This is a genomic window from Crenobacter oryzisoli (genome assembly GCF_030385785.1).
Taxonomy (GTDB): domain Bacteria; phylum Pseudomonadota; class Gammaproteobacteria; order Burkholderiales; family Chromobacteriaceae; genus Crenobacter_A; species Crenobacter_A oryzisoli.
Window position 1 is genome coordinate 71700 of sequence record NZ_JAUEDK010000002.1, and the last position, 16163, is coordinate 87862.

Consider the following 16163-nt stretch of genomic DNA (forward strand, 5'->3'; position numbering starts at 1 on the left):
CAGCCATGTCGGCCGGACAATAAAACGCGTCAGACCGCAGCAGCCGAACCGATTGTCGCCAGCCGAGGTGGGCACCAAGCCCACCCCTTGCCTTCCAAAGCGACGACCGGTTTCGGCTGCTGCGGCCTGACGTGTTTGACGGTACTAACTCAGCTTGATTGGATCAGTGCTTGACCGGCACCACCTTGCCTCTGAACAGGTGGTACTGATACAGGTTATAACCCAGCATGATCGGCAGCACGGTGCCGATGCCGAACAGCATGAACGTCAGCGTCGCACTGTCGGAGGCCGCCTCGGCCACCGTCAACTTGCCCGGCACGATCCACGGGTACAGGCTGATCACCAGGCCGGCGAAAGAGACGATGAACAGGATCGTCGAGCCGATGAACGGGCCGTGTTCGCCGCGCATGAGAATCGAGTAGAGGATGTAGGCGAATGCCAGTGCCGCCAACACGCCCAGTGCGATCAGGACATGGAAGATCCCGCTATCCTGCCATTGCGAAAGGCCAATCGGGCTAAAGTGCAGCGTGCCCAGCGACACCACGATGGCGGCCAGCACGGTGGTGCAGACCGAGACGATCGCATCGCGACGCGCCGTGCTCTCGATGCGCCCGGTGGTTTTTTTCACCAGCCAGGTCGCGCCGAGCAGGCTGTAGCCGGAGACAACGCCGATGGCGGTCACGGCGATGAAGCCCAGGCTGTCGGCACCCGGAATGAAGCCGGTGATCACCTTGCCCAGCACGATCCCCTGCGAGATGGCGGCCAGCAGACTGCCCAGGCCGAAGATGCGGTCCCAGAACGTCTTGCTCGTATGGGCGGCATGGCGGAACTCGATGGACGCGCCACGCATGATAAAGCTGGCGATCAGCACCATGACTGGGACGTAAAGGTCCGACAGGATCATGGCGTACGCGGCCGGGAAAGCGCCGAACAGTGCCCCGCCGAGCGCGACGAGCCAGGTTTCGTTTGCGTCCCAGACATGGCCGATCGACTGGATCATCAGATCCCGGTCCTCTTCACGCGAGCGGAACAGCGATAGAATGCCAACGCCAAGGTCGAAACCGTCCGTGACGACGTAAAGCAGGAGCATGAGACCGATCAGGCCAAACCAAGCGTGGCTGAGCAGGTCCTGTGTTGAGGTAGGAGTCATTTTAGGGTGCCTGAACGTGGATGAAGTGAGAGCCCATAAGGCGGGAATCAGTAGTCGACTGCATGCGCATTGCTCACGCGAGCCGGTTCAGCCGGCGGCAGCATGGTCAGATCCGGGCCTTTCTTCAGCCAACGGCGGGCGAAGACGAAGAACGACGAGATCAACACTACGAAGAAGCCGGTAAACATCACCATGCTGCCGGTGATGGCGCCCGACGAGATCGCCGAGGCCGCGTGCTCGGTGCGCAGCAAGCCGTACACGACCCAGGGCTGACGGCCCACCTCGCGCACGATCCAGCCACATTCCACCGCGATGTAGGGCAGCGGAATCGCCAGCACCCAGGCCAGCAGCAGCTTGCGTTGCGCCAGCAGCGCATCGATGCGGCCGCGTGCCTTGCGGATGGCGTGGACGGTCCAGAACGCCAGCACCATGAACAGGAAGCCAATGCCGGCCATGGCGCGGAAGGCGTAGTACAGCATCGGGATCATCGGCGGTTGATCGGCCACCGGGATATCGCGCAGCCCCTTAACCTGGCCGTGCAGCGAGTGGGTACCCAGAATACTCAGCATGCCCGACACCTCCAGCGACCAGTCATTGGCCTGCTTCTCAGCATTCGGCCAAGCGATGAGCGACCAGCTCGCCCCCGTGCCCGGCGCATTCGTCTCCCAGTGCCCCTCGATGGCAGCACCCTTGGCCGGCTGGGTCTCAAACACATCGACGCCGCTGGAGTCGCCCAGCCAGATCTGGATCGGCGCAACGATGGCCAGGATCAGCAGGGCCAGCTTGAAGGAACGGACAAAGAACTCCGGGTTGCGGCGCTTGAGCAGGTAGTAGGCGGAAATGCCGGCTACCACGACCAGGCCCGTTTCCAGCGCGGCGAACCACATATGCGAGACGCCCCAGAACATGTCCGGGTTGAAGATGGCTTTCACATAGTCGGTCACCACCAGCTTGCCGTTGACCACGGCCACGCCCGCCGGGGTCTGCAGCCACGAATTCGCCACCATGATCCAGAAGGCGGACAGCGACGAGCCGAGCGCAACCATCGAGGTGGCGAACAGGTGCACGCCCTTGGGCACACGGCCCCAGCCGAGCATCATGATGCCGACAAAACCGGCCTCAAGCATGAAGGCCATGGCCCCCTCGAAGCCCAGGATGTTGCCGAAGAATTGACCTGTGTACTGCGAGAACGGCCCCCAGTTGGTGCCGAACTGGAACTCCATCGGGATGCCACTGACCACGCCGACGGCAAAGTTCAGCAGCAGCAGCTTGCTCCAGAAGCGCGCATGACGGTACCAGGCCACATCGCTGGTCTTGACCCAGAGCGTTTCGACCACCATCAGGAAGGCCGACAGGCTGATGGTGAGGATCGGCCACAATATGTGGAAGATGGCGGTCAAGGCAAACTGACCGCGGGCGAGATTAAGGGATTCGATAGGCATATCAATCACCAGGTAAATCGCGGCAGCCGCCCCATCGAGGGAAACCACCGCGTGATAAGAAATGCGTTCTAGAAGGCCGGCATGGCAACCGGCTGCGAGGAGCGGTGCAGCAGCACCGGAATCGACTTCGACGTCGGGGTGTTGCAGACATCGCCCACGCTACCCAGCGGCACCAGCGGGTTCGTCTCCGGGTAGTAGGCCCCGATGCAGCCGCGCGGAATGTCGTACTCCACCAGGCGGAAGTAATTGGCGCGCCGCTCGATGCCATCCTCCCAGACCGTTGACATGTCGACCCAGTCGCCATTCTTGAAGCCGAGCATCGCGATGTCCGCCGGGTTGATAAACACCACCCGACGCTGGCCGAACACGCCGCGGTAGCGGTCGTCCAGCGCATAGATCGTGGTGTTGTACTGGTCGTGGGAGCGGGTCGTCATCAGGGTCATCAGGCGCTCGCCATGGCGTTGCTTCGCACGCACGATCGGTGTGTCGGTCTGCACGGCGTGAACGATGAAGTTCGCCTTGCCGGTGTCGGTTTCCCACTCGCGCTCACGCGACGCCACACGCAGGTGAAAGCCGCCCGGGTGCTTGATGCGCTCGTTGTACTGCTCGAAGCCGGGAAGCACCTGCTCGATGGCATCGCGGATCTTCGCGTAGTCGCTGGCGTAGTCGAGCCAGCGGACCTTGTCGTCGCCCAGCGTGGCGTGGGCGATGTTGGCGAGGATGGCGGTCTCGGACATCAGGTTCTTGGATGCCGGCTTATTCATCCCGTAGGAGATGTGCACCATGCTCATCGAGTCCTCCACGGTGATCCCCTGGGCGACGCCCGCCTGGACATCGATCTCGGTGCGACCGAGAGTCGGCAGAATCAACGCTTCCTTGCCATGTACCAAGTGGCTGCGGTTGAGCTTGGTGGTGATGTGCACGGTCAGGTCGCAAGAGCGCAAACCGTCGAAGGTGCGCAGCGTGTCGGGCGTGGCCATGGCGAAGTTGCCTCCCAGGCCGAGGAACACCTTCACGTGGCCTTCGATCATGTGCTCGACGGTTTCCACCACATCCAGGCCATGCTCGCGCGGTGGGGCAAAGTCGAATACCTCGCCCAGACGATCGAGGAAGGCCTCGCTCGGCTTCTCCTCGATCCCCACCGTGCGGTTGCCCTGCACGTTCGAGTGACCGCGCACCGGGCACAGGCCGGCCCCGTCGCGGCCGATGTTGCCGCGCATCATCAGCAGGTTCGACAGCAGGTGCACGGTCTGCACGGAATGTTTGTGCTGGGTGATGCCCATCCCCCAGGTCGCGATGACCCGCTTGCCGTTCGCGTAGATGCGGCCGAGGTTTTCAATTTCTTCGCGCGGAACGCCCGACTCCGACTCGAGCAGCGCCCAGCTCTCCTGGCGCAGATCGTCGGCAAACGCCTCGAAGCCCAGGGTGTGCTCGCGGATGAACGCCACATCCAGCACCCGCTCGGTACCGTTTGCCACCGCCTCGTCGTCGAGTTCGACGATGTACTTGGCCACGCCCTTGATCAGCGCGAAGTCGCCACCGAGCTTGGGCTGGATGAAGGTCGAGGCGATTTTGGTACTGCCCATGGTGATCATCTCGAGCGGGTGTTGTGGGCTGGTGAAGCGTTCCAGGCCACGCTCGCGCAGCGGGTTGACCGACACGATGGTGGCACCGCGACGCGACGCCTCGCGCAGTTCGCCCAGCATGCGCGGGTGGTTCGTGGCCGGGTTCTGCCCGAAGATGATGATCGTGTCCGCTATTTCGAAGTCGTCGAGCGTGACGGTGCCCTTGCCGATGCCAACCGTCTTTGGCAAACCGCGGCTGGTCGCCTCGTGGCACATGTTCGAGCAATCGGGAAAGTTGTTCGTGCCGAACATGCGCACGAACAGCTGGTACAGGAACGCCGCTTCGTTGCTGGCGCGACCCGAGGTGTAGAAAGCGGCTTGGTTAGGTGACGGCAGCTTGTTCAGGTGCTGGGCGATCAGCGCGAAGGCCTGGTCCCAATCGATCGGCCGGTACTTGTCGGTCAGCGGGTCGTAGACCATCGGGTCCGTCAGACGGCCGTGCTGCTCCAGTTCGTAATCGGTCTGTGCCATCAACTCGTCGACGGTGTGCTCGGCGAAGAACTCCGGCGTCACCCGCTTGGTGGTCGCCTCAGCTGCTACGGCCTTGACGCCGTTTTCGCAGAATTCGAACGTGGAGGCGTGCTGGCGATCCGGCCAGGCACAACCGGGACAGTCAAACCCATCGGGCTGGTTCTGCTTGAATAGCGTGCGGTAACTGCCACCCGCAACACGTTCCTTGATCAGATTGATCGCAACATACTTCAGGGCCCCCCAGCCTGCGGCTGGGTGATGGTACGGCTCAATTTTGCCGGGGGCGTTCGACTTGTCCATGACCTTGCTTCCATGATCTGCGCGTCTGCAAGCACCCGGGAATCGGGCTCTGCTCTGCGGCGTTTTGGGTTAGCAAGAGGTTAAAAGCAAAGGAAAAGCTGAGGAGTGCACAAAAATCGACGCCGATGCAGAGTACAGTTTGACCTTCGTCAAGAGTTAATCCGAACGGAGTTCCACATCAGCAGAACAAACATAGGCAGTACCACCACCGCAGTGTCTGTACAGTCGGAACGCTCCTGAAGCCGTTCCGACTAGCCTATCTGTGCTGGCACGATTCCATGTGGCTTCGTGCCGCACAGGTATGAGAGCGTGTATCTGAAGATGTTACCGACGACCGAGACCCCGTCATGGCTTATACTTCGCAGGTCGTGAGAAGCGGCTTTCAGTCAGCGCTATTGGGGCGCTGGGTATAGAGGGCCGTTGGGCCGTCCCAACTTCGATAGGTGTCCTACCCTAGGATTGAACCGCCCTAGAACCACTGGCGGTCCGAACAGGCGTGTTGCAAAACACTGAAGCAAGGCGAGCTTCCCCGGTCCCCGGACGGATTTAGAGCCACTAACGAAACTCAGCGAAGCGGTCTTGGCTAGGCGTGCGGCCGCAGACAGTCAAGTAGTACGGCAAGGCCGCATAACAACGCCAAGGGGGTATTGTTAACCGCTCTTATGCCACGCGCACCGTCGTCGGCGTTCCAAGCATGGTGGGGCAGAGCTGGATCGCGGCATCGCTGAAAGACCTCGGTCGGCCCGGTTTGCCCTTGGTCTGACCCTGCCCCTTGTCCAACCAGATCATCAATGAGGCTCGGCACTTGAGCACGTCGTTGTAGCTCTTCCAGTTGGTCGGGCGGTACTTGGTGGACTGCAGCTTATTCATCCGGCCAGCCTACAGGAGGCTGCATCGAGTTGCCGAGCGGAGGCGTTCTGCACAGAACCCGTCACAATGTGAAGTTGAGAGCAACTCCGTCACAGCGCCCTCTTGCAACTCAATCACAGTGGCCACCACTTCCCCAAGCAATCTAATGCAGACGGGCCTTTAAGCCCGTTTTGCATTTCCATCTATTCCTCTCACTCACCCATCTCATGGCCGGTAATGCACAGCCACACCTGCGGATGGTACAACCGGCGGACATACCCCTCCCTGCAGGCCTCAGTACAGACTGGAGGGCAGGCTCAGACCTCCGGGGCGGAACCAACGTGTCAGGTTGTTGAAGTCGCGCTGTTCTCCCGCATTTAGCCGGCCATAACCATCATGCACCCGCTGTTCCAGCGTCGCATCAACTTGGCGGCGCGCCATGCTGCGGAACAACAGCATGAAAGGAGCCAACGCAGTCCGATAGACATGCAGCTCACGCCCCAGCAGCGCAACAGACTGCTGCAGCTCTGTCTGGCTGAATGCTGCGCGTAGCGAATTGAGGAAGTCGACAGTGAACAGCTCGGACTGCATTTCGATGCGGTCGTGGGCAAAGAAATGTTGGGTGGCCCGGCGCTTGAGCCGGCCAAAATCGGCCAGATAGACTCCGCCATCCTCGCGCAGCACGCGGCGGATCTGCCGCATGGCCAGCCCCAGCATGTCGGTATCCGGCAGATGATGCAGTGACATGGTGCACAGCACGCAGTCGATGGAGGCATCGGCAAAGCCAGCGAGACGGCTTATATCGCCCAGCTGCAGACTGACATTGGGCAAGCCGGCCTCTGCCAGGTTTTCTCGAGCCAGTGCCAGCATGGCGGTCGAGGCATCCACCCCGATAAAGTGGGCATCCGGATGCAACCGGGCAATCTGTAGCAATTGGCTGGCCGGGCCGCAGGCCAGATCCAGCACCACGTCGCCAGGTCGGATCACCGGCAGCGACATGACGGCGTGGAAGAAATGGATGTAGTTAAGAACGCCGTTGCTGCGGCTACTCAGCATGAAGGCACGGGTCTGTTCGGCATCCTCCATCAGCGCTTGAGGTTCCGGTACGCGTGCCAACATGGAAGAAGACAGCCGCTCCAGCAGCAGATGGAACATCATGACAGGGGCGGACATCGATCAGGCCGCTCTTCCCGACTGCACAAGTGCCCGCAGGCTTCCGGCTCCGGTAGCCATCTGTTTCGAACCATCGTTGCTGCAGTCTATGAGCGCCCACGGCTGACTCCATTGCGCACGAGTCGCGCGTACCATGCCCAAAACCTTGGGGCTGTAGCTGGGAGTGAGCACTCCGTGTGTCGTAGAAGGGATAGGCATGGCGGACTTAACTGAACTGAATATTCACCCCGGTGAGGGATGCTGTTTGATTTTTGCAGAACTTAGCCGATAGCCAGCCTGACGGTCAAGAATGCACGGTAATGGCAACCGCCTCAATCAGCGCTAGGGGCAGCCTAATTGACGCTTCGCAGAACTGCTGCAAACTCATGCGATCTCAACGCCCTGCCCATGGGCCCAGAATTCCTTGCCGGGCATGGCCCGGTCAGTCAACGGAAATACTAAAGGACGCCATGCCGAATCGTTCCGACAGGCCAGATTTCGGGATAGTTACAGGAGAGTGTTGAGGCTTGTCATTGCGGCGCGGGCTCGCTGTCATAACGCTTGCGGAATCGGGGTGCGGACAATGCATACACCATATTTTTACTATACAATTATGAGTTTTTGGTGCGCGCCACGTTTTGGATTGAACGCTCATGCTTGAACAAATCATCAAAAACTACCTCGTCAACACCAAGGGCACGGATCCCGCCCTGTTTGAAGATCCGGCGCTGCAAGTATCCGCTCTGAACCTCGACTCGCTGGATATGGTAGAGATGCTATTCGAGATCGAGGACCGCTGCGGTTTCCAACTGCAGGACCCTACCCGCTACCCGAAGATGAGCTTCCGGGAAATGCTGGCCGACATCGAAGCTGCCATTCAAGAGCACAACAACGGCGAATTGCCGGAATTCAGCCTCGAAAAGAGCAAATAAATTGGCCAAAGTCCTGATTACTGGCATGGGCGCGATCAGCCCGCTTGGAGCCGACCTGCCCGCCAGCTTCGCCCAGGCACTGGCCGGGCATTGCGCTGCTGGCGCCGCGACGCCCGATATCGCCAAATGGCTGCCCAATGTGCTACTGGCTCAGGCCGCCGCCGACCCGGCCAGCCTGCTGGGAGGCAAGCACGCCGGCCTGGACCGCGCCAGTCAGTTTGCCCTAGTGGCAGCTAATGAGGCGATGGCTGCCGCTAATCTTGCGCCCGCCCCTGCCGACTCTCGCCGCTTCGGCGTTTACGTCGGCATCGGCTTCGGCGGCGCCCATACCGTGGACGGCTTGTACGAGCGCTTCCAATCCGCCGTGCAAAGCGATGGCAAGCGCAACCCCGTCGTGGTGCACCCGCTGTCTGTGCCACGGATGATGGCCAACGCGCCAGCGGCCGCCATTTCCATGGGTTATGGTCTGCACGGCCCTAGCCAGACCTATTCTGTCGCTTGTGCCTCTTCGGCCATCGCCATCGGCGAAGCCTTCCGCGCCATCCGAGATGGCTACCTGGATGCCGCTGTGGTGGTAGGTTGCGAAGCCATGCTGACCCCAGGCGCCCTGATGGCTTGGAATGCGCTGCGCGTGATGGCCAAGCCGCATGCTGCGGACCCGTCGCGCAGCTGCCGCCCTTTCTCGCAGGACCGCAGCGGTTTCGTGCTGGGCGAAGGCGGTGCCGCCATCGTGCTGGAAAGCGAGACCCGTGCTGTCGCTCGCGGCCAGAGCGCACTGGCCGAGCTGTGCGGCTATGGCAGCAGCAGTGATGCCGCCCACCTGACTGCTCCTTCAAGTGCCGAGCAGATCAACGCCATGCAGCAGGCGCTGGACGATGCTGGGTTGCGTGCGGAGGACATCCAGTACCTGAACGCCCACGGCACGGCGACCGATGCTGGCGATGTCACCGAAACCGAGTCCATCCGCGGCGTGTTTGGCGCGGCAGCCGGCCGGTTGGCCATCAGCTCCACCAAGGCGATGCACGGCCACCTGATCGGCGCCAGCGGCATCCTTGAGTTCGCGCTCAGCGTGATGGCGATGAACAGCGGCTCACTGCCCCCCACCGCTACCCTGGAACAGGCCGATCCACGCTGCGATCTGGATTTCATCCCGCAGACTGCGCGCCACGGCTGCGACGTCCGCGCCATCATGTCCAACTCCTTTGCCTTCGGCGGCAGCAACGTTTCGCTGGTGGCACGGCGGTACCCCGCATGAGCGACAACGGCTACCAGTACCCGATCCAGCTGCAGCGCAGTGATATCGAGCAGGTATTGCCGCACCGTGGGGCCATCTTTGTCTGCCGGCAGCTCACCATCGAGGGGCCGCATCGGTTTCATGGCCTAGCGAGTTGGCCGCGTGATAATGCAGTGATCCAGGGCCACTTCCCCGGCATGCCCATCGTGCCGGGGGTGATGCTGATCGAGTCGATGGCACAGCTTGCCGGCGCCGGCCTGTTGGTCGGCGACCCTTATGTCAAAACGCTGCCGCAGGATTCTGTCGGCATGCTGGCGGCGGTGCGCAATTGTTGGTTCAAGCAGCCGGTGTTGCCGGACCAAGATGTAGAATTCTTCATCCAGTGCCGCCAGATGGCGCCATTGCTGGTGCAGATCAATGCCCAGGTGAAGATAGCGGATCTGGAAGTGGCCAAGCTGGAAATCGCGCTGGCCTATGCGCCGCGCACGCAGTTGCAGGTCGCCAGCTTGGCTGGTTAAGCCCGAGCTGGCCGGAACTGGCCTGACCGGCGCAGCAGGCAATCCGCCTGCTGCGCCGGTTGCCTGTACTCAAGAATGGTGTGCGCGGGGATGAATCCTCGCCATCATCGCGGAAAACACCAGTGCCAGCAAAGCGCCGATCGCCACGGTGCTGCCGATGAAGGACAACACCGGCACGCTGGACGTCCCCAGCAGACCAAAGCTGGTGACCGTCGCCAGGTTGGCCACCACCAGCGACACCTCCACCTGGCGCTGCTCCGCCTCGCTGCCCAGTTGCTGCTTGTTGGCAAAAAACAGCGCGTAGTTGGAGCCTATAGCCACCACCAACAGCAGCCCTACCAAGTGCAATATGGTCAGCTGGATGCCGCAGGCATCGAAAATGGCCACTACGCACAGCACGGCGCAGCCCAGCGGAATGGTGACTCGCACCGCCTGCATCCAGCCGCAGGTAAAACCCAGCAGCAACAGGATGGCCAGACTGCCCAGCGAAGAGAACACCAGTGCCTCGTGGGTATAGCTGTCGAAGATGGCTGTGGTTTCCTCTAGCAGGTCGATTACCGTTACCTGCCCCAGCTGCTGCCGCTCCAGCGTCGCCCTCACCTTGTCCAACGCGATCTCGCCGCCCTTCGCCCCCTCGCCGATGGGTTGTAGTGGCATCAGCACCAGATAGCCATTGGGGCGCTTGATCAGCATGGAATCCAGCAGCACGTTGGCCGCACTGCCCTGCAGGCTTTGCCGGCTCAACAGCGGCTGAGCGCGGCTGCGCACGACATCTGCCAGGAAATCCTCCAAGCGGTCCGCCTGCAGCGGCATGCCATCCAACGCCTGAACCAAGCGCTGCCTCGCCTCGACTACAGTCGGCAGCGCAGCCTGACGCGCACGCTGGCTCGCTTGGCTGGGCAGCAGCTCGTCCGGAGTGTGGAAGCCACCGATCACGCGCTGGCGGACCAGATCCTGCAACACGCGGCGGCTCCGTTCGGCCAGCTGCAGCGCGCTTTCCTGATCCGGCGCACTGAAGCTGGCGACATAGCGCATGTCATTGCCGCCTAGGTCTCCCCGCAGCTCGGCATCCAGCTTGTTCTGCCCCTTGGAAATGGAGCTGAGCGCATTCAGCTGGCGACTCCAGATGTCCTGCTGATGGAACACCAGTACCGCCACCGCTGCCAGCAGAACTACAGCCATCACCCAGCGCATGCGGGTAAGGAAGTCCAAGCCCTTTTGCAGCATCAGGCCGGGGCCGCTCAAATCGCGCAGGTTGAGCCGTGCCGGCATCAGCCCCGGCAGGATGTAGCGGGTCACCAGCGCTGCCGTGACCAGGCCGCTGATGGAATACAGCCCCAGCTGGGACAGGCCGGGGAAGCTGGAGCACATCAGCGCGGCAAAGCCCGTGATCGAGGTGAGCACCCCCAGCCGGATGGTGCGCCAGAAATGACCGGGTTCGTTACCCCCAGCCCGCTGGATGAACAGATAGATCGAATAGTCGACCGCCTCGCCGATCAGCGTGGTGCCGAAGCCCAGCGTCAGGCCGTGCACATGGCCGAAGCCCAGGCTGACGCTGGCGATGCCAACCAAGGCGCCGGACACCACCGGAATCAGTCCGAGCAGCAACAACGGCAGCGAGCGGTAGACCAAGAGTAGCAGCGCCACCACCAGCACGGTGCCGAGCGTAGCCAGCCGTTCCACCTCGCTCTTGATGGTATCGCGCGACGCCACCGACATCACGCTGGTGCCGCTCATCACCAGCCGGGTATCGGCATGCCGTTGCGGCAGGCTGGCAAAGGCCTGGCGCACATCGTCCAGCGCCGTCGCCTGGGCGTCGGTGTTCAGGCCCGACTCGGCCAACTGCAGCAGTAGCACGGCGCGCTTGCCGTCGCGCGACACCCAGATGTCATTGCTGCTGCGCGGCTGGCTCTCGCCGATGAACTGGTCGACGATCTGCAGGGTTTCGCCGGTCGGATCGCGCGGCAGGATCTTCTTCACGACCAGGCCGACGTCGCCGGACATCGCGTCCAGCGTGTCTTGGATGGCGGTGCGCAGACCAGCGACGCTGAAGCGCTCCGGCGTGACCGCCGGGCTCAGCAGGTAACGGTTGTTGAAGAAATACAGCTGGTCGCGCTGCTGCGTCTTACTATCGCCGTTCTGCACCGAAGTGAAACGCGGATTGTGCGCCAGCCGGCTCACCAGCAGGCGCGACAGCCGGCCACGCTCGGCCTCGTCGCCGCCTTCGATGCCCACCAGCACGATGCGGGCGATGGCACCGTCGCGTAGCTGGTCGATCAGCATCTGCTGGCGCGCGCTCGGCACCTTGGGCATGAAGGCCGACAGATCGGCGACAAAGCGGGTCTGAGCGATCACCAGCACCGAGGCCAGCATGACCGCCAGCCAGACAAACAGTGCCAGCTTGTTGTGGCGTGACTTCATTTGGCGCTGGTACTGGTAATGACCATTTCCGAACGGTCACCATCGGCCTGCTGGAATTCGATGGTCCGGACCTGGGCCTGACTGCCGGCGATGCGGATCTGGCTGACCACCTTCTGCATGCGCGGCTGGATCGGCGTCAGGTTCATCTGCCACTTCTCAGCGGCACCACTCAGGGCCACGGTATAGAAGCGCTCCAGAGCGCCACGATCACCGGAGAGGGTGGCGCGGATGCTTTCGACAAAGGCCGCCACTTCGGGACGGTCGGACAGAGCCACTGTCATTCTTCGGCCATCGCTGCGCTCCAGCATCAACTTGCTGCCCTCCAGCACTACCGACTCCGGCTTGGGCTTGAGCGTGCGCTTTTCCAGGCGGTCGGGTGCGGTGAAGGCCAGCTCACCGGAAGACTCCAGCGGCTGCTTCAGCATGGCGATGTATTTTTTCTCGACAAAGGTGGCCGTGCCGGATTTTTTCTGGCCCAGCATCTGCATCAGATCCGCCACACTCAATTCCGCCGCCTGGCAAAGGCCGGCAGCCAGTAACACGGCCAGACCGGCCAACGTCTTGCTTATGATAGGTGCACGCATGATCTGTCTAGCTTTCATCCCAAAAATCGTAAAAATTGAACCAGTTGAACGGATGGGCACGGCAATGACGCTCCAGTGCCACCACATATTTATCGAGCAGCGCGGCCATCGCCTGCTCCCGGCCCTGCCGGGAGGTGGCGGAAAAATCCTCCAGCAGTTCGAAATGCACGCGGTAGCGATTGCCGCCTAGGTAGATGCCGGCCATGAAGTACACCGGATGCTTCAGCATGGCCGCCATTCGGAACGGGCCACTGGGAAAGCGCGCCGGCGCGCCCAGCAAGGGGCGGCTCAGATACTGGTCCGGCCCGGAGGCGCGGTCGGCCAGGACGCCGACCAGCGCCCCCTCCTCCAGTCGGCGATGTACGGTCAACATGGCATCCATCGTCCCCAACGCGATGATGTCCTGCCGGACCTGGGGGTTGATGGCCTGCAAGGCTTCGTTGATCTGACGGGCATTTTCCGGGTACATCGCCATGCTCATCTGCAAACCCGGGCGGTTGCGCGCCATTGCGCGCAATACCTCGAAACTGCCGAGGTGAGCGCCGAACAGCAATAGCCCCTGACCGCTGTCGTAATGGAGATGCAACGCCTCGGCACCGGACAGGTCGATGCGAAAATCGTCGAAACGGTCTCGCAGTAGGTAGACCCGGTCGTGAATGGTGGAGGCAAAGCTCAGCACATGTCGGTATCGCTCGCGCCAGCGTGGCGGACGACCCAGACAGCGGGCCAGATAGTCGCGCGACGCGGTGCGTGCCCTGCCGCCGAACAACAGGAAATAGACGGCAATGCCGTACAGCACCAGCCGGGCACAACGTCGCCCCAGCAGGCAGGACAACGTGGTCATGATGCGTAGCCAGAAGCGGTTGCCGCGTTCCTTCTGCTGCATCCAAACCGGTATTTCTGCAACCGGTTCTCTCACGCTGCCTGCTCCTTGGCTATGGCAAATTTGCCATCCGCCACCTTGTCCTGTTGATGGAAGATGGCAAAGGTCACGCCAAATTGATCGTGCCGAAACTCCAGCCGTAGCGCCTGCCCCAGGCCAACCGGGCGATGAAACTTGGCTGGCAGCAAATCATCCAGCCTCAGCCGGCAGGCATCCTCGATGGCCAGTGCGGCGTGGTCAAGCAGCACTACCTCAGGCAGGACCGGGCTGCTCGGGAAATGCCCGAGATAGGCGGAGTGGTCGGCGGCGACAGGGAGAGGCAACTGCTGCATGTTTAGTTCCGCTGAAGAATGTGTTGCGCGACCAGCTCCTGCAGGGTGCGGGCCAGCAGTTTGCCATTGCCGTCGCGCGGCAGCGCCTCGACGAACACCACGTGGCGCGGCAGAAACACCGCGTCCACGTGCTGGCGCAAGCCGGCTAGAATTTGCGCGCGCTCCAGCCCCGGTGCGACCACGAAGGCAGCCAGGCGTTCCACCTCGCCGTTGCCGTTGCGCTCCGGCACGCAGAATACGCCGTCCACCACGCCGGGCAGGCTGGTCAGCGTGGCATTAAGGAAGGACAGCGAGCTGCGCTTGCCAGCGACGTTGATTATGTTGGCCTTGCGATCGACCAGGCGGAACACCTGTGGGCTGAACAGCTCGATGGTGTCGTTAAGCATCTGCGGCGTTTCGTACACCTCTCCCACCGCCCAAAGCTCCTGGCCTCGCTCTTCCAGCGTGATACCAGGCAAGGTCAGCCAATTGCTTTCCTTGTCCGTCTCGCGGGTAGCAACCTGTCCGGTTTCGGTGGAGCCGTAGATTTCCACTACCGGGCAGCCCAACTGCTGCCGGGCCTGCACGGCCAGTTCTGCCGATAGCGGTGCGGTCGCCGACAGGATGACGGCGATGTCCGGCAAGGCGATGTCCGCCTCCAGCAACTTGCGCAGGTGGAAGGGCGTGATCACCAGCAGACGCGGGGCGGGCATCCCCGCCAGGCTGGCTGCAATGTCCGCCGGGAAGAAGGGAATCTGCGTAGACATACGGCCGCCGCCGAAAATGGGCAGCAGCACACTGGCTTCCAGTCCGTACATATGACGGATCGGCACCGTGCCCACCACCGAGCATGGTGCTCCGGCCGCCGCCCACACCCGTCCCGCCCCGGCCAGGACGGCCTGCCGTAGGCGACCGAAGGTCTTGAAATGCGGCATCGGCGTGCCAGTGGAGCCGGAGGTGTACATACAGGCAATGCGCTGATCGAACGCAACCAGCGGCATGTTAGCCACCGTTGATGGCCCCTCCGGTGGCAGGGCATCGACCCGGAAATACGGCAAGCCTTCTACCGGACAGGACGCCTGATCGCCCAGCACCAGCAGGCCCGGCTGCTCGGCCGCCACCATGGCGATATGCTCGGGGGCGGCCGAGCTGGGCAATACGGTCAGCATGCCGCGGGCAATGGCGGCAAACAGCGCCACCGCAAACCAGTAGCGGTCAGCGCACAGATTCATCACCCGCTGCCCTTCCGGCAGCGTGGCAGCCAGCGTCATTACCTGGGCGTGAAAAGTCTCCCGATCGATCGCCTTGCCATGACGAAAGGCAAAAGGGGCATGGCGGTCGGCGTCGGGAAGCAGCGGTATCAGGGTCATGGAACGGCGTGAATCAAGATCGGTGGCCTGGGGCTATTCGGCGGCATCCCGGGACTGTGTGTATTGGCGATAGGCCCGAATGGTCTGGGCGATGCTGAAGTGCGGCTGGCCCGGCAGCGCACGTAGGCGGATCAGGTATTCGCCGCCGAACATCAGCCCCAATGACACCGGGGTGAGCAGGGAGGCAAACAGTGCCCACCAGGCTAACGGGGCGAAAGCAAACAGCAGTAGCGACACGAGAGCACTGGCGGCGAAGTAGAGAGTCCACGCCAGCGTGACCTTCCAGGTGTAGTGCAGATAGTGCGCATCCAGCGGCTCAGCAACGGCAGTGCGGGCAATGCGCGAGCACAGTGCGCCCTCGTGACTCCCCAGCGTACTGCCGAACATGATGCCTAGGCCGATCATGATGCCGACGTACTGGAAGAAATACAGCCAGGCGGCATGCGTCAGCAGCCGGTCGAAATTCAGCGCAATCGCCACCAGCCCCCCCAGACACAGCAGCATGGCGGGCCAGCGAAAGGACGAATTCCAGCAGGCGGCGACCACCCCGGTAGTCAGGGGAATGGCACCGATCAGCACTGCGTAGACCGGTGGCTGACTGGAAGAAGACGCCATATAGTCCAGGATCAGATACCCCGCCCCCACCGCCACCAGCAAAACCAAGCGCAATTTGCTCCAGAGTCCAGTCATTTGCTTCGATGCCCGGCGACGTCAAGATTCAGCGTGGCGCCAATCGATCCGGCAACTTCACGCTTCAGTGCCAGATCCAGCTCGATATGTGCAGGTTTTTGTCGCTCCATGACTTGCAATAGCGGGGGGCTTAAATTGAAGGGAATAGCAGGCAATCGACAATGCCATACAGTTTTTGTATCATCGCCATGCAAATCGAATGGTTGCCGAACGATATATTCACGCCCCTGG

13 protein-coding genes and 1 pseudogene are annotated in these 16163 nt (G+C 62.0%); 3 read left to right on the forward strand and 11 right to left on the reverse strand.

All coding sequences use genetic code 11. From position 1 onward, the window contains the following. Positions 1-163: 163 nt before the first annotated feature. The 5 genes and pseudogenes from QU481_RS01350 to QU481_RS01370 form a co-directional block, all read right to left on the reverse strand. On the reverse strand, positions 164-1150 hold the full coding sequence (locus QU481_RS01350) for a cytochrome d ubiquinol oxidase subunit II (protein WP_289828070.1): 987 nt from the start codon (positions 1148-1150) through the stop codon (positions 164-166). 47 nt (positions 1151-1197) lie between these two features. Continuing rightward, a complete protein-coding gene (locus QU481_RS01355) occupies positions 1198-2592 on the reverse strand; it encodes a cytochrome ubiquinol oxidase subunit I (protein ID WP_289828071.1) in 1395 nt (464 codons plus the stop codon). Positions 2593-2660: 68 nt separating this feature from the next. Then, a complete protein-coding gene (locus tag QU481_RS01360) occupies positions 2661-4988 on the reverse strand; it encodes an FdhF/YdeP family oxidoreductase (RefSeq protein WP_289828072.1) in 2328 nt (775 codons plus the stop codon). Positions 4989-5690: 702 nt separating this feature from the next. Then, positions 5691-5858 (reverse strand): annotated as a pseudogene (locus QU481_RS01365) (IS5/IS1182 family transposase); the annotation flags it as partial. Positions 5859-6131: 273 nt separating this feature from the next. Further along, complete coding sequence (locus QU481_RS01370; protein WP_289828073.1) at positions 6132-7010, reverse strand: class I SAM-dependent methyltransferase; 879 nt, start codon at positions 7008-7010, stop codon at positions 6132-6134. 632 nt (positions 7011-7642) lie between these two features. Here QU481_RS01370 and QU481_RS01375 point away from each other — a divergent pair. The 3 genes from QU481_RS01375 to QU481_RS01385 are packed head-to-tail and all read left to right on the forward strand — an operon-like array spanning position 7643 to position 9673. Next, positions 7643-7921, forward strand: a complete 279-nt coding sequence (locus QU481_RS01375) for an acyl carrier protein (protein ID WP_289828074.1) — start codon at positions 7643-7645, stop codon at positions 7919-7921. Between the two features lies 1 nt (position 7922). Beyond that, positions 7923-9176, forward strand: a complete 1254-nt coding sequence (locus QU481_RS01380) for a beta-ketoacyl-[acyl-carrier-protein] synthase family protein (RefSeq protein WP_289828075.1) — start codon at positions 7923-7925, stop codon at positions 9174-9176. Next, positions 9173-9673 (forward strand): 3-hydroxyacyl-ACP dehydratase FabZ family protein, encoded by a 501-nt coding sequence (locus QU481_RS01385; protein WP_289828076.1) that lies wholly within the window; start codon positions 9173-9175, stop codon positions 9671-9673. Before QU481_RS01380 ends, QU481_RS01385 begins: the two co-directional genes overlap by 4 nt. Before the next feature lie 69 nt (positions 9674-9742). On the opposite strand, the gene QU481_RS01390 is transcribed toward QU481_RS01385, so the two are convergent. The 6 genes from QU481_RS01390 to QU481_RS01415 are packed head-to-tail and all read right to left on the reverse strand — an operon-like array spanning position 9743 to position 15932. After that, positions 9743-12094 (reverse strand): MMPL family transporter, encoded by a 2352-nt coding sequence (locus QU481_RS01390; RefSeq protein ID WP_289828077.1) that lies wholly within the window; start codon positions 12092-12094, stop codon positions 9743-9745. Next, a complete protein-coding gene (locus tag QU481_RS01395; protein ID WP_289828078.1) occupies positions 12091-12651 on the reverse strand; it encodes a LolA-related protein in 561 nt (186 codons plus the stop codon). The genes QU481_RS01390 and QU481_RS01395 overlap by 4 nt, the downstream gene beginning before the upstream one ends. A 34-nt stretch (positions 12652-12685) precedes the next feature. Further along, entirely contained in the window at positions 12686-13597 is a 912-nt protein-coding gene (locus tag QU481_RS01400) for a lysophospholipid acyltransferase family protein (protein WP_289828079.1), read from the reverse strand. Then, entirely contained in the window at positions 13594-13893 is a 300-nt protein-coding gene (locus QU481_RS01405) for an ApeI family dehydratase (RefSeq protein ID WP_289828081.1), read from the reverse strand. The genes QU481_RS01400 and QU481_RS01405 overlap by 4 nt, the downstream gene beginning before the upstream one ends. A gap of 2 nt (positions 13894-13895) precedes the next feature. After that, complete coding sequence (locus QU481_RS01410) at positions 13896-15242, reverse strand: AMP-binding protein (protein ID WP_289828082.1); 1347 nt, start codon at positions 15240-15242, stop codon at positions 13896-13898. Between the two features lie 33 nt (positions 15243-15275). Continuing rightward, positions 15276-15932: a COG4648 family protein gene (locus QU481_RS01415; RefSeq protein ID WP_289828083.1), complete on the reverse strand. Its 657-nt coding sequence runs from the start codon at positions 15930-15932 to the stop codon at positions 15276-15278. Positions 15933-16163: the final 231 nt, after the last annotated feature.